At 29.5% G+C, this 22630-nt stretch carries 19 protein-coding genes; 15 read left to right on the top strand and 4 right to left on the bottom strand.

Features of this window, described 5'->3' with window-relative positions; all coding sequences use genetic code 11:
- Positions 1–188: 188 nt before the first annotated feature.
- The 4 genes from ABNT14_RS10910 (at position 189) to ABNT14_RS10895 (ending at position 2711) form a co-directional block, all read left to right on the top strand.
- Entirely contained in the window at positions 189–380 is a 192-nt protein-coding gene (locus ABNT14_RS10910; protein ID WP_101903235.1) for a cold-shock protein, read from the top strand.
- A 171-nt stretch (positions 381–551) separates the two neighbouring features.
- A complete protein-coding gene (locus ABNT14_RS10905) occupies positions 552–1052 on the top strand; it encodes a 30S ribosomal protein S16 (protein WP_101903234.1) in 501 nt (166 codons plus the stop codon).
- A gap of 20 nt (positions 1053–1072) precedes the next feature.
- Positions 1073–1600: a ribosome maturation factor RimM gene (rimM, locus tag ABNT14_RS10900; RefSeq protein ID WP_101903397.1), complete on the top strand. Its 528-nt coding sequence runs from the start codon at positions 1073–1075 to the stop codon at positions 1598–1600.
- A 520-nt stretch (positions 1601–2120) separates the two neighbouring features.
- Positions 2121–2711 (top strand): PhnA domain-containing protein, encoded by a 591-nt coding sequence (locus ABNT14_RS10895; protein ID WP_101903233.1) that lies wholly within the window; start codon positions 2121–2123, stop codon positions 2709–2711.
- A 199-nt stretch (positions 2712–2910) separates the two neighbouring features.
- Here the strand turns inward: ABNT14_RS10895 and ABNT14_RS10890 are convergent, their stop codons facing one another.
- Positions 2911–3960, bottom strand: coding sequence for a nucleoid-associated protein (locus ABNT14_RS10890; RefSeq protein ID WP_101903232.1), 1050 nt, complete (start codon positions 3958–3960; stop codon positions 2911–2913).
- Positions 3961–3993: 33 nt separating this feature from the next.
- Positions 3994–4593, bottom strand: coding sequence for a ribonuclease HII (locus tag ABNT14_RS10885; protein WP_101903231.1), 600 nt, complete (start codon positions 4591–4593; stop codon positions 3994–3996).
- A 70-nt stretch (positions 4594–4663) separates the two neighbouring features.
- On the opposite strand from ABNT14_RS10885, the gene ABNT14_RS10880 reads away from it, so the two are divergent.
- Complete coding sequence (locus tag ABNT14_RS10880) at positions 4664–6628, top strand: putative porin (RefSeq protein WP_101903396.1); 1965 nt, start codon at positions 4664–4666, stop codon at positions 6626–6628.
- Between the two features lie 183 nt (positions 6629–6811).
- Positions 6812–8317: a Na+/H+ antiporter NhaC gene (nhaC, locus tag ABNT14_RS10875; RefSeq protein WP_101903230.1), complete on the top strand. Its 1506-nt coding sequence runs from the start codon at positions 6812–6814 to the stop codon at positions 8315–8317.
- A 68-nt stretch (positions 8318–8385) separates the two neighbouring features.
- Here nhaC and ABNT14_RS10870 read toward each other — a convergent pair whose 3' ends face one another.
- Positions 8386–8844, bottom strand: a complete 459-nt coding sequence (locus ABNT14_RS10870) for an Lrp/AsnC family transcriptional regulator (RefSeq protein ID WP_101903229.1) — start codon at positions 8842–8844, stop codon at positions 8386–8388.
- 211 nt (positions 8845–9055) lie between these two features.
- Here ABNT14_RS10870 and ABNT14_RS10865 point away from each other — a divergent pair, with 211 nt between their 5' ends.
- Together ABNT14_RS10865 and galE are read left to right on the top strand one after the other, a co-directional pair.
- A complete protein-coding gene (locus ABNT14_RS10865) occupies positions 9056–10183 on the top strand; it encodes a DegT/DnrJ/EryC1/StrS family aminotransferase (RefSeq protein ID WP_101903228.1) in 1128 nt (375 codons plus the stop codon).
- 76 nt (positions 10184–10259) lie between these two features.
- On the top strand, positions 10260–11267 hold the full coding sequence (galE, locus tag ABNT14_RS10860) for a UDP-glucose 4-epimerase GalE (protein ID WP_101903227.1): 1008 nt from the start codon (positions 10260–10262) through the stop codon (positions 11265–11267).
- 298 nt (positions 11268–11565) lie between these two features.
- Here the strand turns inward: galE and fabD are convergent, their stop codons facing one another.
- Positions 11566–12468 (bottom strand): ACP S-malonyltransferase, encoded by a 903-nt coding sequence (gene fabD, locus ABNT14_RS10855; RefSeq protein ID WP_101903226.1) that lies wholly within the window; start codon positions 12466–12468, stop codon positions 11566–11568.
- Positions 12469–12736: 268 nt separating this feature from the next.
- Between fabD and ABNT14_RS10850 the strand changes: the two genes are divergently transcribed.
- The 7 genes from ABNT14_RS10850 (at position 12737) to ABNT14_RS10820 (ending at position 22605) form a co-directional block, all read left to right on the top strand.
- A complete protein-coding gene (locus ABNT14_RS10850; RefSeq protein ID WP_101903225.1) occupies positions 12737–13987 on the top strand; it encodes a mechanosensitive ion channel family protein in 1251 nt (416 codons plus the stop codon).
- Positions 13962–15050: an ABC transporter permease gene (locus tag ABNT14_RS10845; RefSeq protein ID WP_101903224.1), complete on the top strand. Its 1089-nt coding sequence runs from the start codon at positions 13962–13964 to the stop codon at positions 15048–15050. Before ABNT14_RS10850 ends, ABNT14_RS10845 begins: the two co-directional genes overlap by 26 nt.
- A gap of 79 nt (positions 15051–15129) precedes the next feature.
- Positions 15130–17520: a TonB-dependent receptor gene (locus ABNT14_RS10840; protein WP_101903223.1), complete on the top strand. Its 2391-nt coding sequence runs from the start codon at positions 15130–15132 to the stop codon at positions 17518–17520.
- A 76-nt stretch (positions 17521–17596) separates the two neighbouring features.
- Entirely contained in the window at positions 17597–18670 is a 1074-nt protein-coding gene (locus tag ABNT14_RS10835) for a PepSY-associated TM helix domain-containing protein (protein ID WP_101903222.1), read from the top strand.
- 88 nt (positions 18671–18758) lie between these two features.
- Entirely contained in the window at positions 18759–19199 is a 441-nt protein-coding gene (locus ABNT14_RS10830; protein ID WP_101903221.1) for an acyl-CoA thioesterase, read from the top strand.
- Between the two features lie 16 nt (positions 19200–19215).
- Complete coding sequence (locus ABNT14_RS10825; RefSeq protein WP_101903220.1) at positions 19216–20010, top strand: DNA/RNA non-specific endonuclease; 795 nt, start codon at positions 19216–19218, stop codon at positions 20008–20010.
- A 156-nt stretch (positions 20011–20166) separates the two neighbouring features.
- Positions 20167–22605, top strand: a complete 2439-nt coding sequence (locus tag ABNT14_RS10820) for a helix-turn-helix domain-containing protein (RefSeq protein ID WP_101903219.1) — start codon at positions 20167–20169, stop codon at positions 22603–22605.
- Positions 22606–22630: the final 25 nt, after the last annotated feature.

Here is a 22630-nt window from a genome sequence, read left to right as displayed (position 1 = left end):
ACAGGTTGCTAATCGGCTTTTAGCGTGTGAGTTGTTTTAGGAGTAAAATCATTTTGATAACTAATTGATAATTAATTGTTACTTTGGTGTTAAGTTTTTTTTTTTGATAAAAAAAAGCAATTTATAGTTGATTTATAAATATTTTTTAAAAGTATATTTGCGGCATATTTAATATAATATTTTTTACAATGAAAGAAGGAACAATTAAGTTCTTTAACGAATCTAAAGGTTTTGGATTTGTTACAGAGTCAGGGTCAAACACAGAATATTTTGTACACGTATCAGGTTTAATCGATGAGGTTAGAGAAGGTGATACTGTAGAATTTGACCTTAAAGAAGGAAGAAAAGGATTAAATGCTGTTGATGTTAGAGTTTTATAACATTTAAACATAACTTATTTTCTTAAGAGCTTGGTATTCAAGCTCTTTTTTATTGTATTAATGTTTGATTTTTGCTTTTTAATTAAAAATAAATTATACATTTGCATCCGCTTATCACGAGATGATAAGATTTATTAATAATAAAGGTCGAGAACCTTAAAAATTAAAATTATGCCTGTAAAAATTAGATTACAAAGACACGGAAAGAAAGGAAAACCTTTTTACTGGGTAGTAGCTGCTGATTCAAGAGCTAAAAGAGATGGACGTTTCTTAGAAAAAATTGGAACTTATAACCCTAACACTAACCCTGCAACTACTGACTTAAACGTTGATGTAGCTGTATCATGGTTAGAAAAAGGAGCACAACCAACAGATACTGCTAGAACTATTTTATCTGATAAAGGAGTTTTATTAAAAAAGCATTTAGCTGGTGGAGTTAAAAAAGGTGCTTTAACACAAGAACAAGCAGATGCTAAATTTGCAGCTTGGTTAGAAGAAAAAACTGGTATCGTTGCAAGTAAAGTTGATGGTTTAGCTAAAGCAGAAGCAGAAGCTAAAGCAAAAGCTTTAGAAGCTGAAAAAGCTGTAAATGCTGCACGTATTGCTGCTAACACTCCTGTTGCTGATAGCGAAGAGGTTGTTGCTGAAAATGGAGCAGATAGCGAAGAATAAAAAACTGTACTATAATGATGATGCAAAAAGAAGATTGCTTTTATCTTGGCAAAATCGTTAAAAAACATAGTTTTAAGGGAGAAGTTGTTATCAAATTAGATACCGATGAACCCCATCTTTACGAAAATTTGGAATCAGTTTTTGTCGATTTAGGCAATAATCTGGTTCCTTTTTTTATTGAAAAATCTTCATTAAGTAAAAGTACTATGTTTCGCGTAAAATTTGAAGACGTAGATTCTGAACCAGATGCAGATGCCATTATGAGAGCAGGAATTTATTTACCTTTAAATTTATTGCCAAAACTTTCAGGAAATAAGTTTTATTATCATGAAGTTATTGGTTTTAGCATTGTTGATAAAAATTTTGGTGAAGTAGGTACTTTAGCATACATAAATGATAAAGCTGCTCAACCTCTTTTTGAAATTGAAAATGGTGATACTGAAATTTTTATTCCTATGATTGATGACTTTATTAAAAAAGTTGATAGAGCTAATAAAATTATTGAAGTTGAAACTCCTAAAGGATTGATTGAATTATATTTTGAATAAAAATAAAGTGATATTACTTTTTTATGAGTTATTAGAATATAATTCAGTAGATTTTAATTAGTTATAGTTTACTGTAGTTTTTAAAAAGTAAAACCTTGACGATTAATTGTCAAGGTTTTTTTATTTCGGGGGATTTCTTAATGGCAATATATTGGTATAACTCAAATAGAGAGTCCGAAATCATGTAAAATGGATGATTTGGAACAAATTTTTGGTTTATTATGTACTTATTTGGCTTTAAAAGTTAATTATAATACTTTATTTATTATTATTTGATAAGCTATTTATAATTTTATTTTGATGATGTACTACTATGAAATTAGCACAAATTCCTAGCCCCGATTGCAGCAATTGTTTGAGCTCTTTTTTGTTTTTCTTTTTAAAAAAACAAAAAAAGCGAGTGCGGAAAGCGGGAAATTGCTTCAAATAATTTATATCTAACTGATTTTAAATCCATTTTAGATTTATTTCTGATAAAATAATAATGTATTTTTACAACTTATAATTTATAGTAAAAAAGATGGGGTTATTACAAGACTTAGAAGATAGAAGTGGAAAGCAATGTGAATTATGTGCTTCAAAAGAAAATTTATCAATTTATGAAGTAAAACCAATGCAAACTGGTGGTGTAGATGGAAGTTTATTAGCATGTAATACTTGTATTGAACAAATTGAAGATGCTGAAAAAACAGCACCTAATCATTGGCGTTGTTTAAATGATAGTATGTGGAGTGAGTATAGAGCTGTAAAAGTTGTTGCTTGGAGAATGTTATCAAGACTTCGTAACGAAGGTTGGCCTCAAGATTTACTTGATATGTTATATTTAGAAGATGATGATTTACGTTTTGCTAAAGAAAGTGGAGACCATTTAGATGAAAGTGAAAAAATTATTCACAGAGATGCAAATGGTGCTATTTTACAGGCAGGTGATTCTGTTGTATTAATTAAAGATTTAAAAGTAAAAGGTTCTAGCATGGTAGCTAAACAAGGAACAGCTGTTCGAAGAATTTCTTTAGACCATGAAAATGCTAATTATATTGAAGGTAAGGTAGGACCTACTCAAATTGTAATTATTACTGATTATGTGAAGAAAATGTCTGAAAAAGAGTAATTTTTTATAAAAAAAACAAAAAAGCTGAAGTTTTAAAACTTCAGCTTTTTTGTTTAAAATAAAGTGTTTTTCAAGACAGATAAACGTCATGCTGAATTTATTTCAGCATCGCATCAACAGGAAAACTACGGCAAATCAGAATGCGAACCTGAACTAAATTCAGGTTGACGGATGCGATTCTTTATTTTTCTGTGTTTTTTTATTTTTCAGTATTGTAAAAAACTTTGTAGTATTTCATTTTTTTATCTTCATCATAACCTTGTTCTAAGTAATCTGAAGAAGCATCAGGAGCATCAATATCAATTTTAATTTGAATATTGGTATCTAATTTAATTTCAGTTTTAAATTTGCTTTTTTCTTTCTTTAAAACAACATCAGAAACTTCAAAATTATTACGAATTAAAACATCATTTAACTTTTCAAAATGTTTTTTGTAGTCTTCAAACATTCCTTGATGTTTATCATCTTCAAAAACTTCTTCTTTAAATTTATGATAGTCTACATCTTCATTTTCTTTGAAATAATCAACGGTGCTGGCTAAGAAATTACTTTGTTCTTGTTTACCAAATTCAGGTTTGATGATTTCTTCAGAAAAATCTTTACACATCTCTAAATAATTTTGAGTATGTAAGTTTCTATCATCTGCAAATTTTGCGTTTAAGAAGTTTTTAATCCAATATTGGGCATCATAATTATTATTATCAACAGATAAAATTACAGTTCCTTCTGCATCGGTAGAATTTACAATTAAACAACCTTTATCTAATTTTTTAGTTGAAATTCCTTTTTGAACTACTACATCAAAACTATCATCATCTAAATAAGTTTGTAAAAAATCTACTTTACTTTCAATTTTAAAAACACCAACAGCATCTGTAAGAATATCTTTATATTCGATGTTTTCAAAATAAACAACAAGTACATCACCGGTTTTTATATTTGCAGAATTTGATTGCTCATATAAATGATTTACAATATTTTTTGAATGTTCAATAAACGTTTCATTATTGTCAAAAATATCAGAAGTATATTTGTTAATTTCGTTTAAACGAACATCAGCATGATGCTTAAAACGATAACTTTGTGTAACTGTTCCAAAGTTTTTTAATAAAAAAGGCATCAGTAATTCGTAACTTTCTTCATCAAAACGAACTAAACTTTCTGAAAAAGCATTTTGACCGCTATTATACTTATTAGCAACTTTATGAATAATACATTTGCTAATTTCTGCACGTGTTCTTTTAATCATCTTCTAAGTTATTGGATGACAAAAATAAAGAAACTAAAGCTTTAATTTAAGTTGTTCGGGAAGTAATTTAAAAGTCTTCCTATGATATGGTGTAATACCAAACTCACGAATAGCATTTCTGTGTTCTTTTGTAGGATATCCTTTGTTTTTTTTCCAGTTGTATTGCGGATATTCTTTATGGATTTTCTCCATATATTCATCTCGATATGTTTTTGCTAAAACAGATGCCGCAGCAATACTCATAAATTTGGCATCACCTTTTACAATTGTTTCATACGGAATATCTTTATAAGGATTGAATTTATTTCCATCAACAATAATAAATTCGGGTTGTATAGAAAGTTTTGAAATAGCACGATGCATACCCGTTATAGAGGCTTGTAAAACATTTATTTCATCAACTTCTTGATGACTGATAAAAGCAACACCATACGCTAAGGCATGTTTTTCAATATATGGGCGTAATTCTTGGCGTTTTTTTTCTGAAAGTTGTTTGGAATCATTCAACAAATCATGTTTAAAATTTTCAGGTAAAATAACGGCAGCAGATACCACAGGCCCACTTAAGCAACCTCTACCAGCTTCATCCGTTCCTGTTTCTAATTTGTATTGACTATAATTTAATTTTAGCATGCTACAAATTAACAGTTTTCAAAGAAAATATTCACAATTTTTGTCGTTTAATTATTTTACTTTTGTAGTTATGAAGAGATTTTTTGTAGTGTTTTTTTGTTTGCTAAGTGTTCAGTTGTTTTATGCTCAAATAAGGCAGTTAGATGGTGGGATGGCTAATTTTAATGGCGGTGGTTTGAATCAAAACTTAGATTCAATTTCTGATACTGAAATTAACGTAAAACTTAGTGGGAAAACTAAATATACCGATTATAAAATTATATCATTTAAAAACGATACCACCATTGTTGACACCACTTTAACCATTCAAAAACATTATAAATTCAATTTTTTAAGAAAAGATAATTTTGAGTTATTAGGTTTTCATAATCAGGGGCAAACGTTTACCAATTTAGGCTATAATTTTACAGATATTTCATCATTTCCTGACATTGGTTTTCGCGCCAAACAATTTAATTTTTTTGAAAAGGAAGATGTAAATTATTATCATGTACCAACACCCACTACAGAGGCTATGTACAAAACAGGTTTGCAGCAAGGGCAGGTGTTAGATATTTTATTTACAAGCAATTTTTCAAAACGATTTAATGTAGGAATAGCTTATAAAGGACTTCGTTCATTAGGTGCTTATAGGCGTTCGTTGGTGAGTTCGGGTAATTTTAGGGTTAGTTTTAGCTATGAAAGCCCAAAACAGCAGTATGCGATGCGAGGTCATGCGGTAAATCAAGATATTTTAAACCAAGAAAACGGCGGTTTAACAGACGATTCATTAGCTGCTTTTTTTAATGATGATCCTAATTTTAGTAAAGATAGAGGTAGGTTAGATACCAAATTAATCGATGCTCAAAATAAATTAGATGCAAAACGCTTATATTTTGAACAGACTTTTAAATTACTAGCCTCTAAAGATAGTTTACATCAAAAAGATTTTTCAAATTTAAAAATAGGACATTCATTTACTAGAAGTTCAAAACATTATACTTTTGAGCAAGGAACAGCAACGCCTCTTGTTTTTGGAAAAACAATTTTAGCAAATAATATTAATGATAAAACCTCTTATTTACGTTATAATAATTCGGTTTTTTTAGATTTTAATTCAAAATATATTTTAGGGAAATTCAGTGTGAAAACAGGTTATACAACCTATGAATATGGCTACGATAACTTGCAAAATAATGTGGTAGGCATCACTAAAAATAAATTAATAGGAAAAGCGGTTTCTTTTGGTGCAAGTTGGAATGGAAAAATTAAAAACTTTCATGTAAACGCCCTTGCAAATATAACACCAGGCAATGCTAGGCTTTCAGGGAACAACTTAAAAGCCGAAGCTTTTTACAAAAAAGATAGTGTATTAACAGTAAAAGCACATTTAGAAATTAGCAATAAACGCCCAAATTTTAATTTTTTACTACATCAAAGTAGCTATAACGATTATAATTGGGAACATAATTTTACATCCGTAGGTACAAGAACAATTGGTGGGGTTTTATCTTCAAAATGGATAAGTACTTCTTTAGATATTACTAATATTGACAACTACACCTATTTTGATCAAAATAATTTGCCAAAACAATTTTCAGGAAATATTAATTATTTAAAAGCAAAAGTTTCCAAAGAATTTACGCTAGGGAAATTTGCCTTAGATAACACACTGATGTATCAAAAAGTTGCCAGCGGAAACCAGGTTTTTAGAGTGCCCGAATTGGTAACACGAAACACCTTTTATTATTCCGATAATTGGTTTAAGGGAAAACCTTTATTTGTACAAATAGGCGCAACGTTTAAATACTTTTCTAAGTATAAAATGAATGCTTATAATCCGTTATTGGCTGAATTTACTTTGCAAGATAATACCGAAATAGGGTATCCAACAGTTGATTTATTTTTCAATGGAAGAGTGCGTCGAACTCGTATTTATTTTAAGGCTGACAACATCAGTTCTTTTGTGTTAGATAAAAATTATTTATCGGCACCAAATACTCCATATCGAGATTTTACAATTCGTTTTGGAGTTGTTTGGAACTGGTTTATTTAATAAAATAACGTCTTTTTAGTAATTTTATGAAGATAATCGAACTGGTTTTATTCGATAATCTTCTAGAAAAATTAATCAAATTAATTAAATTAGTGTAATTTAACTATTAATTATGTTAGAAACTGATTCTATTTGCGTACTTCTTAGTAATATCGTAACATTACATATCTAAAAAAACTATAAATGCAAGACGGTAAAAACATCTCTGAGATTAAAACAGGAGACCAAAAAATTATTGAAAATAAAGAGTTAAATATCTGGGAAGCTTTAATTCCTGTATTTGCTTTAATAGCAATGTTGGCGTATAATGTTTTTATTTATGGAGATGACGCTTTGGGCGGAAGTAATCAATTTATTTTATTGTTAGGTGGTGCAGTAGCTGCAATTGTAGGTTTTAGAAACAAGGTTTCTTACAAAAGAATGATGGATGAGGTTGCTGAAAATATCAAATCAACCGCAGGAGCTATTTTAATTTTGTTGATGGTGGGGTCATTAGCAGGAACTTGGCTCATTAGCGGAATAATTCCTTCCATGATTTACTACGGATTACAAATTTTAAATCCTACCATATTTTTAGTAGCATGTTTAATTATTAGTGCCGTAATATCAATAGCAACAGGTAGTTCTTGGACAACATCAGCAACAGTTGGTATCGCTTTAATAGGTATTGGAGAAGCTTTAGGAATTTCATTAGGAATGACCGCAGGAGCTGTTTTATCGGGTGCTTATTTTGGTGATAAAATGTCGCCAATGTCCGATACTACAAATTTAGCTCCCGCAATGGCAGGAACCGATTTGTTTACTCATATTCGCTATATGACCTATACTACCATTCCTACTTTTATGGTAACAATGATCTTTTTTATTATTTTAGGATTTACACAAACAGCAACAGGCGAAGCCAATACACAAGGAATTCTTACCGATATTGATAAAGCCTTTAATATTACACCATTACTATTCTTAGTGCCAGTATTTGTTATTGTTTTAATCATCAAGAAAACACCTCCTTTAATTGCTTTATTAGCAGGAACACTTTTAGGCGGAGTTTTTTCATTAATATTTCAACCTGAGGTAGTGGCACAAATTGCAGGGGTAAAAAGTTTAGATTTTAAATCGGCATATAAAGGCGTAATGCAGGCAATTACTGTAGAAACTTCAGTGGCTACTGATAATGAGGTTTTAAAAGATTTATTTACCGCAGGCGGGATGAAAAAAATGCTAGGAACTGTTTGGTTAATTTTATTAGCGATGGTTTTTGGTGGTATTATGGATGCCATTGGAGCATTGGCAAGAATAAGTAGCTTTATGCTTGGTTTATTTGATTCTGTTTTTGGGTTATTTGCCAGTACAGTTGCAACTTGTATCGGTTTAAATTTTACAGCTTCAGACCAATATTTAGCTATTGTAGTACCAGGTAAAATGTATGCAAAAGCCTATCGAGATAAAGGGCTAGCTCCTGAAAATTTGAGTAGAACTTTAGAAGATTCAGGAACAGTAACTTCTGTTTTAATACCTTGGAATACTTGTGGAGCATATCATTCAGGTGTGTTAGGTGTTCCTGTAATTGATTATGCTTTCTTTGCTATGTTTAACTGGTTAAGCCCATTTATGACCTTATTATTTGCAGCCTTCAGAATAAAAATTAGAGAACTAGCGAAACCATCAAAAGAAAATATTAAAAAATAACATAAATTATCAACACAACAAAGCCTTATTTTAAAAGTGAGGCTTTTTTAGTGATATCAATAAAAATATTATAAAACAATAGTATTTGAATTTTTAACCTGTCCAATAGTAAAAGTACTATGAGTACTACCAATATGCTTTAAAGTTGTTAATTTATGTACCATAAATTTACGATATTCATCCATGTCTTTCAGGTAAATTTTAAGAATATAATCATAATCACCACTTACATGAAAACACTCTGTTACTTCTTGTAATTTACTAATTTCTCGCTCAAAAATTACAATATATTCTTTGGTATGTTTCTCTAACTTGATATGACAAAAAACTAAAAAATTCTTTTCAATTTTATTTTTATTTAGTAATGCAACATACTGAGTTATTACGCCTTCTCTTTCTAATTTTTTAATTCGTTCATAAACTGCCGTTACTGATAATCCTAAATGTAAAGACAACTGTTTGGTAGTTTGTTTGCTATCTTTTTGGAGTAATACTAAAAGCTTTTTATCAATTGTATCTAATTTCATTTGAAAATTTTCACAGTTTAAAACATAAAGGAATCTCAAAATTAAATAATTTTAGTTTTAAATATCTAAATAATTTTTATTTCTTCTATTATTTTTTAAGAAACATAAATAATGTTACTTACTAAAATTAATATTTACTCACGAGTTTATTTCATTAAAGATAACAGAAATTTAATTCGTATTTTTGAAACTCAATAAATCGATTTCTTAGATGAAAAAAATTCAAATGGTTGACCTACAAGGTCAATATGCAAAAATAAAACCACAAGTAAATAAAGCTTTTGAGAGTGTTTTAGACACTGCCTATTATATTGGAGGTCCTGAGGTTAAAGGATTCGGAAGCGATTTAGAAAAATATTTAGACGTAAAACACGTAATTCCATGTGCTAACGGAACCGATGCTTTGCAAATAGCAATGATGGGTTTAGGTTTAGAACAAGGTGATGAAGTTATTACTGCCGATTTTACTTTTGCTGCAACTGTTGAAGTTATTGCTTTATTAAAGCTAACACCTGTTTTAGTTGATGTTGAAGCAGATACCTTTAACATGAATATTGATGCTTTAAAAAAGGCTATCACCCCAAAAACAAAAGCTATTGTTCCTGTTCATTTATTTGGTCAGTGTGCAAATATGGAAGCTGTAATGCAAGTAGCTAAAGAACATAATTTATTTGTTATTGAAGATAATGCTCAAGCAATTGGTGCTGACTATACTTTTTCTGATGGAACAAAAAAGAAATCTGGAACTATTGGAAATGTAGGAACCACTTCTTTCTTCCCTTCTAAAAACTTAGGTTGTTATGGTGATGGTGGTGCTATTTTTACTAATGATGATGATTTAGCTCATACAATTAGAGGAATTGTAAATCACGGAATGTACAAACGTTATTACCATGATGTTGTTGGTGTAAATTCTCGTTTAGACAGCTTACAAGCAGCTGTTTTACAAATAAAATTACCTTTATTAGACGGTTTTTGTGATGCTCGTAGAAAAGCAGCTACTTACTACTCTAATGCTTTTGCTAATAATCCAAATATTATTACACCAACAATTAGCGATTTTACTACGCATGTTTTTCATCAATATACGTTAAAAATTACAAACGGAAAACGTAACGAATTACATCAGCATTTATTAGACAATAATATTCCTAATGCTATTTATTATCCTGTGCCATTACATGCTCAAAAAGCATATACAGACGAGCGTTATAATGAAGATGATTTTAAAGTTACCAATCAACTAATTGACGAAGTAATTTCATTACCAATGCACACCGAATTAGATGAAGAACAATTAGCTTTTATTACTAAAACTATTTTAAATTTTATAGGTTAATACATATTTTACAACAAAAAAGCTAACGTTAATATGTTAGCTTTTTTTGTTAATCTAATTAAAAAAATCACCAAATATGAAAAAGATATTAGTTACTGGTGGCTTAGGTTTTATAGGCTCACATACAGTTGTAGAATTACAAAACAAAGGTTTTGAAGTTGTTATTATTGATGATTTATCAAACTCTAAAATAACTGTTTTAGATAAAATTACAGAAATAACAGGGGTAAAACCCGATTTTCATCAATTAGATTTACGTATTAAATCAAATGTTACTAATTTTTTCAATAATAATTCTATTGATGGAATTATTCATTTTGCTGCTTTTAAAGCCGTAGGTGAAAGTGTTCAAAATCCGTTAGATTATTACGAAAATAACATCGGAAGTTTAGTTTATTTACTACAAGAAATTAGAAACAGAAAAATTGATAATTTCATTTTTAGTTCATCTTGCACCGTTTACGGACAAGCCGATGAATTACCTATAACAGAAAATGCACCAACAAAACCAGCTGAATCTCCTTACGGAAACACAAAACAAATTGGCGAAGAAATTATAAAAGACACCTGTCATGCACACAATATAAATGCTATTGCATTGCGTTATTTTAATCCGACAGGAGCGCACGAGAGTCTTAAAATTGGAGAATTACCTTTAGGAATTCCTCAAAATTTAATTCCGTATGTAACGCAAACAGCTGCAGGAATTAGAAAAGAGTTAGCGGTTTTTGGTGATGATTACGATACGCCTGACGGAACAGCAATTCGTGATTATATTCATGTAGTCGATTTAGCAAAGGCACATATTGCTGCGTTAAATCGTTTATTAGATAAAAAGAATAAAACTAATTTTGAGTTTTTTAATGTGGGTACAGGAACAGGAAGTTCGGTTTTAGAGGTTATAAATTCATTTGAAAAAGTTACCAATAAAAAACTAAACTATAAAATTGTTGAAAAACGAGCAGGTGATATTACAGCTGCATATGCCGACACTACCATTGCAAATAAAGAACTGAATTGGAAAACTGAAAAAACTTTAGAAGACGCGTTATTATCTTCTTGGCAATGGCAAGAAAACCAGTAAAATACTTTTTTATAATTATTAAAAACAGGGTTCAATATTTTTTTATTGAATCCTATTTTTTTTATTTGAAGCAATTTCCCGCTTTCCGCACTCGCTTTTTTTTGAAGAAAAATCAAAAAAAGAGCTCAAACAAAGCTTCAATCGGGGCTAGGCATTTGTACACTATTTTAAACTTTTAGTTAACATACTAAAAACAACTAATATTTATTTTCTTTAAATAGTAATAAATACAAAACAAAACCTCCAGCTAAGTAAATAGTTGGAGGTTTTTTATTGAATAATTAGGTGTAAAATAATCTTAAATTTCAGTTTGTTCTACAGGTAAAACAGCTGCGCTTGCAGTAACGCTTCTATCAATTTTACGCATTAAACCTTGTAAAACTTTACCAGGACCAACCTCAATAAACTCTGTTCCACCATCGGCAACCATTGCCTGAATACACTGAGTCCATTTTACAGGAGCAGTTAATTGGGCTATTAAATTTTCTTTAATCTCCTCTGGGTTAGTAACTGCTTTTGCCACTACATTCTGATATACTGGGCAAGTTGGCTCACTAAAAGTAGTTTCTTGAATTGCTTTTGCTAATTCCTCACGAGCAGGTTCCATCATTGGTGAATGAAATGCTCCTCCAACAGGTAAAACTAAAGCTCTACGTGCGCCTTTTTCTGTTAATATTTCACAGGCTTTTTCAATAGCTGTTACTTCTCCTGAAATTACTAATTGCCCAGGGCAGTTATAATTTGCCGCCACTACAATTCCATCAATTTCGGCACAAGTATCTTCAACAATTTTATCTTCTAAACCTAAAACAGCTGCCATAGTTGATGGCTTTATTTCACAGGCTTTTTGCATTGCCAAAGCTCTTTTTGAAACTAAAGTTAATCCATCTTTAAATGATAAAACACCGTTTGCTACTAATGCTGACAATTCTCCTAAAGAATGTCCTGCAACCATTTCTGGTTTAAAATTATCGCCTAAAACCTTTGCTAAAATTACCGAATGTAAAAAAATAGCTGGCTGGGTAACTTTGGTTTGTTTTAATTGTTCGGCTGTACCTTCAAACATTACGTCTGTAATACTAAAACCTAATATATCGTTTGCGCTTTCAAATAGCTCTTGGGCTAAAGGATATTTTTCATATAAATCTAATCCCATTCCTGTAAATTGTGCTCCTTGACCTGGAAAAATATATGCTTTCATCTGTTTATTTGTTGTTTTTTATGCTATGCAAACATACACATTTTAAAAATTTATCGTTAATGAGTTAATGTATTAAGTTCGGTTTTATAAAATGATGCAGAAATACCTAGCCCCGATTGTAGCAATTGTTTGAGCTCCTTTTTTTCTTTTAAAAAAAAGAGCGAGTGCGAAAAGCGGGAAATAGCTCCAAATAAATAGTTATAGTGTTTTGAAAAAAATAAGTAACAATTGCCCTAGAAATTCCTACTTTTGATACTCAAATAAAATTATGATAAGTAAATCTTTTTATCGATTAATTAAAAATTATTTTTCAACCTCAGAAGCATTAGCGATTAACTTAAATTTGATAGCAAACTTACTTGTTATTGGAATTTTAGGCTATATCTTTTTTAAATTATTCCGTTATTATGGAACGCGTTTTGTAAAAAAAATAGTGTCAAAAACAAGTACTAATTTTGATGATTTTTTATTGAATAATCGGGTGTTTTTAAATGCTTCTCGAATTGTAGTTTTTTTATTCTTATATTCTTTACTAGCTCCTCTTTTAATTGATTTTCCTAATGTTTTAAACTATGGACAACGTTTTATTAATTTAGCTATTTTACTTTCAATCATCTGGTTTGTTCGAAGTATTTTATTAACAATTAAAGATTTTTTACGCACTTTAACCGCCTTTAAAGACAAGCCTTTAGAGAGTTATGTTCAAATTTTTATGATTGTTTTATGGATTATCGGTTTTGTTATTTCGTTTTCGATAATAACAGGAAAACCATTGATTCGTTTTTTAACGGCTTTAGGAGCTTTTTCGGCTGTTTTATTACTTATTTTTAAGGATACAATTTTAGGTTTTGTAGCAAGTATTCAAATAACGGTAAACGATACGGTGCGTTTAAATGATTGGATTACCATTGATAAATACAATGCCGATGGAAATGTAACGGCAATTAATTTAGCCTCCGTAATTGTGCAAAATTTTGACAATACTGTAACCAGTATTCCTACGTATTCGTTGATTTCGGAATCGTTTAAAAACTGGCGTGCCATGGATAATTCTGGCGGACGTAGAATAAAACGCTCGGTACTTATAAAATCGAATAGTATTCATTTTTTAACAGATGAAGATATTGAAAACTATAAAAAAATAAGCTTATTAACCGATTATGTTACCACAGCTTACCAAGATATAAAAGCGCATAATTTGAAAAATAATATTGATAAATCAATATTAATTAACGGTAGAAACTTAACTAATTTTGGGATGTTTCGTAAATATTTAGACGAATATTTAAAACAACATCCGAAGATAAATCAAGAATTATTGTTTATGTCACGTCAGTTACAGCCTACCGAAAACGGGATTCCGTTAGAAATATATGCGTTTTGTAAAAATAAATCTTGGCATATTTATGAACGAGATATGGCAGATATTTTTGACCATATATTAGCTAGTGTTTCTTATTTTAATTTAGAAATTTTTGAAAATCCAACAGGAAATGATATTTCAAAACTTAAAAAATAATTCTTTATGGCAATTGGCTTTGCGAAAATTTATAGAAAGTAAAACAGGGGTTTTTAGCTTTTTATTTATCGTTTTCTGCGGATGTATGGCTGTTTTTTGTTATCTAATTGCACCTGATAATAGCAATTCTGCAAATCAGATGCACTTAGAAATTCATTCAAAATCACCAGGTTTTTCAGTACAGATGCTTAGTATTCCGTCAAAATTAAAAGAAAAACAATCGTGGTTTTCGGTTTTTATCGATGGAAAAAAAAATGTTGCTACAGAAATTCCTATAAAGTCGTATCAATTAAAAGATAATCAATTAGAAATTGTAAAATATTCGGATGGTTTATCAAAAGCATATCCGCTGTCTTTATTTAAAAATAAACCTGAAAAATATATTCAACAAAAAACATTTTGGTTTGGAACAGATAAATATGGACGCGATTTATTAAGTCGCTTATTAATTGGAGCACGAATTTCATTTTTCATCGGATTTATAGCTGTTTTTATATCGCTTTTAATCGGTATTCCTGTTGGAGCAATTGCTGGGTATTTTGGTGGAAAAATCGATAATTTTATTATGTGGATTATCAATATTACTTGGTCTATTCCTACATTGTTATTGGTAATCGCTATTACTTTAGCTTTAGGAAAAGGTTTTTGGCAGGTGTTTATCGCCGTAGGCTTAACCATGTGGGTGGAAGTTGCTCGTGTAGTACGAGGGCAGGTAATTACCACCAAAGAACAACAGTATGTAGAGGCTGCAAAAGCTTTAGGTTTTTCTGATTTTCGAATTATTTTTAAACATATTTTACCTAATATTTTAGCGCCTATTATTGTAATTTCATCAGCAAATTTTGCAGCGGCTATTTTAATTGAAAGTGGGTTGAGTTTTTTAGGAATCGGTGCGCAACCTCCAACACCATCGTGGGGCGCGATGATTAAAAATCATTATAATTACATCATTTTAGGAAAGCCTTTTTTAGCCTTAATCCCAGGATTGGCAATTATGAGCTTAGTAATGGCTTTTATGCTAATAGGAAATACGCTTCGTGATGCTTTGGATGTAAAAGGGTAGTTTTTGGGTTTAAAATACATCTATCTTTATTTACTCTAAATAAGAATAAGTTGTATTTTTGCATCCAAAAATAACTAAAATGAAAATATATAAAATTTTATTAATAACATTATTCTCGGTATTTAGTGTGTATTCACAAAATGTACTAACAGGAACTATTACTGATACGCATGGAGAGGGAATTGTAGGGGCTGCTATTTTTATAAAAAAAATAGAAAAAGGAACAACAACAAATATTGAAGGAAAATACGAACTTAAAAATTTAGAAAAAGCAACGTATTTAATAATGTTTCAATCTTTAGGATACAAAACAGAAGTTAAAGAAGTAAGTATTACTACTAATATTACGACTTTAAATATGGTTTTAGAAGAGGATAAAAGTCTTTTAGATGAAATTGTTGTTTCTGCAGGAAGAACTTCAGAAAAAATTTCAGAAATACCTGCTTCTATTACAATTGTAGGAACAAGGGAGTTGGAAAAATTAGGTACAACGACTACGAATATTAATGATATTTTAGAGTTTTCTGTCCCTGGTTTAGCTTCTAGTACAGGAACTTATTCTAATTGGGGGCAAACACTTCGTGGTAGACAACTGCTAGTAATGGTAGATGGAATACCGCAATCTACACCTCTTAGAAATGCCAAAGTGGGTTTAAAATCTTTAAATCCAAATGATATTGCCAGAGTTGAAGTTATAAAAGGAGCTACTGCTATTTACGGTAATGGTGGAGATGGTGGTATTATAAACTATATTACAAAAAAGCCAAATAAATATAAAAAATTAAGTGGTACAACAAATTTGTGGCAAACTGCTAATTTGACTAAAACTAAAGATGCTTTAGGATGGGGAGCATATCAATCTTTATCAGGAAATATAAATAATTTTTCATACTATGCCTCTGGAAGTTTCGAGCAAACAGGTAACAAATATGATGCAAATGCAGATGTATTATTACCTACTTATGGCTTAGATAACACAAAAATATTTAGTGGTTTATTAAAATTAGGCTATCAACTTAATGACAATCAAAAATTAAGTTTAATGGCGAATCATTATCAAACTCGTCAAAACACTCCTTTTGTTGCTACATTAGGTTCAATAACGGTATTAAATAAAGAAGGAGATTACAAAATAACTCCAGGAAAAGGAATATTACCAACATCAACAAATCCGATACTAGGTAGTGAAACAGGAGTTACCACTACAAATGCACAATTAAAGCACCAATTATCTGATATTTTTAACGGTACAACAAATTTAGATACTGATGTATTTTATCAAAAAAGTAAAAATATATTTTTCTATTCTCCTAGGTTTGTTGGTGGAGGACAATCTGTTGTAAATTCAGAAAAAATAGGTTTTAGACCTAATTTTCATACTGTTTTAAACATCGATTCTCTCATAAATATGTCTTTTACTTATGGTGTTGATATTTTAAAAGATAAAACAAACCAAGGGTTATTAGATGGACGCTTATGGGTTCCTAATTTAGATTTATTTAGCTACGCACCATATTTGCAAGCTAAATTTAAATATAATCAAGATTGGGTTTTTAAAGCAGGTGTACGTTACGATGCGATGAATCTTAAAATTGAAGATTTTACTACATTACCTTATTCATCTAAGTCAGATAATAATTTTACAGATCCTGTTAATGTTATTGGTGGTGATTTAGATTTTAAAAATACCGCTATAAACTTAGGGCTTAGATATATTAAAAATGATGAATTTATACCTTATGCAAGTTATTCTCAAGGGTTTTCTCTACCTGATTTAGGTAGAACATTAAGAACTGCAATGACTGATAATGTAAATCATTTAGATATTAACGCAATCAAAACAAACAATTACGAATTTGGATTTTTATCAAAATTTAAGCACGTACGTTTCGAAGCTGTAGGTTTTTATAGTACTTCAAACTTCGGGTTGGGGCTTATTTTTAACGATGATATTAATAGGTTTGAACAATCTAAAAATCCTCAAAAAATATATGGAGCTGAAGTTGCTACTGATTTTACTTTTTTAGAAGATAAATTACAATTTGGTGGTTCGTATTCTTTTGTTGAAGGATTAAAACATACTCCAGGAAATCCAAATGATTTAAGTTATATTGGTGGCGATGTTATTTCTCCTCCTAAAACGACTGCGTATATTAATATTGAACCAATAAAAAATCTAACGTCATCAGTGCGTTTAATTTATACAGGTAATCGCAATCGATTTAATCCGAAGGAAAAAGAAGGTATATATTCTTATAATTATAGAGAAGTACCTGTAAAAGGATACACAATGCTTAATTTTTCAAGTACATATACTGTAAAAAATAATATAAAATTATCGGTTGCGGTAAATAACTTATTAAATGAGTTCTTTTTACCTGCAAGAGCACAATGGGCAGCCCCATTAAGAAGTCAAACTAGCGCAGGTGAAGGAATAAATGCTAAACTAGGAGTGGTTTATGAATTTTAGAAGAAAATAAATAAATAATTTTATCAAAAAAAGCGAATGATTTACATTCGCTTTTTTTTAATATGTAACGAAGTAAATGAAACCCTATAAAATAATTAAAATACTTCATTTATGGCTTGGTTTAACTGTTGGAGCTATTGTTTCTTTTTCAGGAATAACAGGCTCTTTATATCTTTTGCAACCTGAAATTGCTGCTTATTTAACAGCTAAAGAATTAAATATTGATACTTTTAATAAAACAAAGATATCTTATCAAAAAAATATTCAGACAGTCGCTAAACTAACAGAAATACATGGTGATTCTATCAAAAAAATACAACTTCCTTATCGAAAAAATAATTATATTATTTTAACTTTTTTAAATGGAACAACTTCTTATTTTCATCCTGAAAAGGGTGTTTATTTAGGAAATAATTTAAAAATAAACTCTTTTTTTGAAATACTATTACAACTTCATAGAAACTTATGTTTTAAACCTTATGGAAGTTATATTATAGGAGTGTCATCTCTTATTTTTTGCTTTTTGATATTAATTTCAGGGTTTTTATTGTGGCGTAGGAGCTATAAAAAAAGATGGAAAAAAGGGTTTACGATAAATTGGTATTCTTCTAAAAAGAAATTTAATTATAATTTGCATAAAGTAGCAGGCATTTATTTTATAATACCATTAATAATGCTTTCTTTTTCAGGAGCATATTTTACTTTTCATAAAGAATATAGAATATTATTATCGGTATTACCAGCGTATAAAATAGCAGAAAACTCTAGTATTCATAAAACCAAAATAGGTGGTTTTTTCGATATTGAAAAGCAAACAAAAAGGTTATTTCCTGATGATAAACTTTGGTCAATATATTATCCTTCAAAAAAAGATGAATATTATCGATTTAGGTTTATAAACACGCTTAAAATTGAAAGTGGACTTAGAAAGTCAACAGATATTTTTACAGATAAAAATTCAACAATAGTTAAAATAAACTCTTTTTATAAAAATCCATTATCTTTGAGAATAACAGCACAAATGTATCCAATTCATATTGGCGAATCATTCGGCTTTTTTCATCGTATTTTAGTTTTTATTACAGGGTTTATTCCACTGATTCTTTACATAACAGGAATTCGTTTTTATTTATATAAAAAACGTAGATAATCCATTATTAAAAATGATTTTTGAAAACAGTTTAACTGAATTTCAATATTATAAATTATGATGTACTTTTGTTATTAAAAAAGAACAGATGAGTTTTAGCGTACAATTTAAAACACGATGGGCAGATTTTGATGCCAATATTCATATGCGTCATACCGCATACAACGATTATGCTGCCGAAGTTAGATTGCGTTTTTTTAAAGAACACAATATTTCTATTCAAGATTTTACTAAAGAAAAAACAGGTCCTATTTTATTTGAAGAAAACACCAAATTTTTACGTGAAATTCACATGGGAACTGATATTTCGGTAAATTTAAAAATTATTGGTTTATCAAATAAAGGTGAGCGTTGGAAAATTCAACATGAAGTTTTTAATGAAAAAGGCGATTTATCGGCAGTAATTACCGTGTATGGAGCTTGGTTAGATTTGGAAAAAAGAAAATTAACGGTTCCGTCTGAAAAATTTCAAACAATTTTCAATAAAGTAGAAAAAACAGCCGATTTTCAAGAAATTATCTTAAAATAATAGTAAATAATATTTAATGAGTATATCTAAAAAAATAAAATTAATTGTAGCAATTATTGTCCTTATTACTGGGTGTTTATTAAAACAAACCCCTGGCGATACTACCACAGATGTTACACGAAATCCTAGTGGTTTTAATTATTTACCTACTTCAACAACGGGCGTTATTGTAAAGCATGATGGTTTTCAATTATCGTATAACGAAAAACATGAACAGGCAGAATGGGTAGCTTATTCTTTGAGTAAAAATGATATTAAGACTACTAAAATTAAGCGTCCTTATTTTATTAATGACCCAAAGGTAAAAACACGGTCGGCAAATTATAAAAGTTATAAAAAATCAGGCTACGATAGAGGTCATTTATGCCCTGCTGCCGATAAAAAATATTCAGTAGAGGCGTATAATGAAACTTTTTACACTTCTAATGTTACGCCACAAAGACATAGTTTTAATGCAGGAATTTGGCTTCGATTAGAAGAAAAAACGCGTTATTGGGCTAAGAAATATCAAAATATATATGTGGTAACAGGTGGTATTTTACAAGATGATTTAAGAACTATCGGACGTGATAAAGTATCTATTCCTAAAGAGTTTTATAAAATAATTGTAGATTATACAAATCCAAGCCAAGCAAAAGCGATTGCTTTTTTAATACCTCATAAAAAAAGTAAAAAACCGTTGTATGAATTTGTGGTTTCTATTGATGCTTTAGAAGCAAAAACAGGAATCGATTTTTTCCCTGAATTACCAGATAATATTGAAGATAAAGTAGAAAGTTCTAGTAATTATAAAGCGTGGGTTTTTAGGTAAATTAAACCTAGTTATCTATTATAGAATATGAAATAAAATCCTACGCAAAATGTGTAGGATTTTTTATTAGTGAGTATTCTATTCAAATTAAAATAAAAGAGTATCTTAAAAAAAGTACTTTTACATTTCCAATAAATAGCGTAGCATAACTTTGTAATGATAGAAAATAAAGAATTAGACCTTGCCGTTCAGTTTATAGAAAAAACAGATAGAAACCTTTTTATCACAGGGAAAGCAGGAACAGGAAAAACTACTTTTTTACATAAAATAAAAAATGAATCTTTAAAAAGAATGGTTATTGTAGCGCCCACTGGCGTTGCGGCAATTAATGCAAAAGGAGCAACGATTCATTCTTTTTTTCAGATGCCTTTTGGGCCTATTTTACCAAATCAGATTGAAAATACTTCGACTCAGCAACGTAAGTTTAATAAAACTAAAATTGATATTATTAAATCATTAGATTTAGTAATTATTGATGAAATTAGTATGGTTCGAGCCGATTTATTAGACGGAATTGACCAAGTTTTAAGAAAATATAAGAATCGTCATAAAGTTTTTGGCGGTGCACAGGTTTTAATGATTGGCGATTTACAGCAATTATCGCCAGTAGTAAGACCAAATGATTGGAATTTATTAAAAGAACATTATAAATCTGTTTATTTTTTTAGTAGTAAAGCTTTTCAAGAATCGAATACAATAGCTATCGAACTAAAAAAAATATATAGACAAAAGAATGATGCTTTTATAAAAATATTAAATGAAATCAGAAATGACTCTTTGTCTTATGATTCTGAAAAAATATTAAATGAAAGATATGACCCTAATTTTCAGCCTAAAAAAAATGAAGGGTATATTACATTAACTACTCATAATAAAAGGGCAGAGGCAATTAACACGCTAGAATTAGAAAAAATAAAGAAGAAAAGTTTCTTTTTTAAAGCTGATGTTTCTGGTAAATTTAATGAAAACTCCTATCCAAATAGTGATGATTTAGAATTAAAAATAGGGGCTCAGGTAATGTTTATTAAAAATGATAGCTCACCTGAAAAACGATACTTCAATGGTAAAATTGGCGAAATAAAAAGTATTGATGATGATACTATTTACGTAAAATGCCCTAATGATGATTTTGAAATTGAAACAAAGAAAGAAATTTGGGAGAATATAAGCTATTCAATCGATGAAGAAACTAAAGAAATAAAAGAAGATGTTGCGGGTTCTTTTACACAAATTCCGTTGCGATTGGCTTGGGCAATTACCATTCATAAAAGCCAAGGGTTAACTTTTGAAAAAGCAATTATTGATGCAGAAGCTTCTTTTGCACACGGTCAAACCTATGTAGCACTTAGTAGATGTACTAGTTTAGAAGGAATTGTTTTGAAAACAAGGATTGGAAGTAGTTCAATTATTAACGATAGAACCGTAGATTCTTTTAATAAAAATGTAAGCCAGAATATTCCTGATAAAACTGTTTTAGATGATTCTGAAAAAAAATATCAGCTTAATTTAATTGCCGAATTATTTGATTTCCGCCCGTTTTTATATCCAACCACAAGGGCTATTGATATTTTTTATAAAAATCAAACTAGTTTAAATGGTATTATGATTACTCATTTAGAAACTATTAAAGATGATGGAATTATTCCGTTATTAAAAATTGCCAATGGTTTTAAAAATCAATTAGAAGCACTTTCTAAAGATACAGAATTAGCTGAAAATAGCACTGTAATTAATGATAGATTTGCAAAGGCGATTACTTATTTTAAAACGCAAACGCAAGAGTTTATAAAAAAACCATTAAGTGGAATTTCTTTTTCTACCGATAATAAAGCAGTTCAAAAAGACTTAGAAACTCAAATTTATACCTTAAAAAATTTACTATCGATTAAATTATATTGTTTCTTAAAATTAAAAGATACTTTTAAGGTAAAAGATTATTTGCAAATTCGTGCCGATGCAGTTTTACTAAATACCGAAAAGCCTGTTAAAAAAATATTTGTATCAGCAAAAGATCCTGCTTTGGCGGTAAGTTTACGTATGTTAAGGGATGAAATTTCTAAAAAACAAAATACGGCTCCTTTTCAAATTTTTAGTCAAAAAACATTGTATGCAATTTGCGACAGTCTTCCTAAAACTGCTAAAGAATTATTAAAAGTAGAAGGTATGGGGAAAGTTAGAGTACAAAAATATGGTGGTCAAATTTTAGATGCCGTTAGTTTTTATTGTAAGAAAAACAAATTGAAATCGTCGGTTAAAACTGTTTCAAAAACAGGGAAATTAGCTGTAAAAAAAAGAACTGAAATAAAAATACCTACCAGAGAAATTACTTATAATTTCTTTAAACAAGGGGTGTCAGCAAAAGAAATAGCAACTAAAAGAGGGTTAACTTTAAACACTATTGAAACACATTTAATGAGCTATATTAGTGCTGGAGATATTGATGTATTAGATGTTATACCTTTAAAAAAGTATAAAGAATTAGTAGAAACCATTGAAGAAACGGAATTTAAAAGTCTAAGTGATTTAAAGAAAAAAATGGATAAGAAATTTTCCTTTTCAGAATTAAAAATGGTGTTACTTTCATTGAAATTATAAGAGCCTGTTTAAATTTTATCAAAAA

The sequence above is a fragment of the Tenacibaculum dicentrarchi genome, assembly GCF_964036635.1.
Lineage (GTDB): Bacteria > Bacteroidota > Bacteroidia > Flavobacteriales > Flavobacteriaceae > Polaribacter > Polaribacter dicentrarchi.
This window is presented reverse-complemented; position numbering and strand designations above follow the sequence as displayed.

Bases quoted from the DNA above. Each gene is read 5' to 3' on its own strand.
- ABNT14_RS10910 (WP_101903235.1), top strand. From the start codon at position 189: ATGAAAGAAGGAACAATTAAGTTCTTTAACGAATCTAAAGGTTTTGGA.
- fabD (WP_101903226.1), bottom strand. From the start codon at position 12,468: ATGAAAGCATATATTTTTCCAGGTCAAGGAGCACAATTTACAGGAATG.
- ABNT14_RS10845 (WP_101903224.1), top strand. From the start codon at position 13,962: ATGATATTTCAAAACTTAAAAAATAATTCTTTATGGCAATTGGCTTTG.
- rimM (WP_101903397.1), top strand. From the start codon at position 1,073: ATGCAAAAAGAAGATTGCTTTTATCTTGGCAAAATCGTTAAAAAACAT.
- ABNT14_RS10880 (WP_101903396.1), top strand. From the start codon at position 4,664: ATGAAGAGATTTTTTGTAGTGTTTTTTTGTTTGCTAAGTGTTCAGTTG.
- ABNT14_RS10835 (WP_101903222.1), top strand. From the start codon at position 17,597: ATGAAACCCTATAAAATAATTAAAATACTTCATTTATGGCTTGGTTTA.
- ABNT14_RS10850 (WP_101903225.1), top strand. From the start codon at position 12,737: ATGATAAGTAAATCTTTTTATCGATTAATTAAAAATTATTTTTCAACC.
- ABNT14_RS10905 (WP_101903234.1), top strand. From the start codon at position 552: ATGCCTGTAAAAATTAGATTACAAAGACACGGAAAGAAAGGAAAACCT.
- ABNT14_RS10865 (WP_101903228.1), top strand. From the start codon at position 9,056: ATGAAAAAAATTCAAATGGTTGACCTACAAGGTCAATATGCAAAAATA.
- ABNT14_RS10840 (WP_101903223.1), top strand. From the start codon at position 15,130: ATGAAAATATATAAAATTTTATTAATAACATTATTCTCGGTATTTAGT.
- ABNT14_RS10895 (WP_101903233.1), top strand. From the start codon at position 2,121: ATGGGGTTATTACAAGACTTAGAAGATAGAAGTGGAAAGCAATGTGAA.
- ABNT14_RS10890 (WP_101903232.1), bottom strand. From the start codon at position 3,960: ATGATTAAAAGAACACGTGCAGAAATTAGCAAATGTATTATTCATAAA.
- ABNT14_RS10825 (WP_101903220.1), top strand. From the start codon at position 19,216: ATGAGTATATCTAAAAAAATAAAATTAATTGTAGCAATTATTGTCCTT.
- ABNT14_RS10870 (WP_101903229.1), bottom strand. From the start codon at position 8,844: ATGAAATTAGATACAATTGATAAAAAGCTTTTAGTATTACTCCAAAAA.
- nhaC (WP_101903230.1), top strand. From the start codon at position 6,812: ATGCAAGACGGTAAAAACATCTCTGAGATTAAAACAGGAGACCAAAAA.
- galE (WP_101903227.1), top strand. From the start codon at position 10,260: ATGAAAAAGATATTAGTTACTGGTGGCTTAGGTTTTATAGGCTCACAT.
- ABNT14_RS10885 (WP_101903231.1), bottom strand. From the start codon at position 4,593: ATGCTAAAATTAAATTATAGTCAATACAAATTAGAAACAGGAACGGAT.
- ABNT14_RS10830 (WP_101903221.1), top strand. From the start codon at position 18,759: ATGAGTTTTAGCGTACAATTTAAAACACGATGGGCAGATTTTGATGCC.
- ABNT14_RS10820 (WP_101903219.1), top strand. From the start codon at position 20,167: ATGATAGAAAATAAAGAATTAGACCTTGCCGTTCAGTTTATAGAAAAA.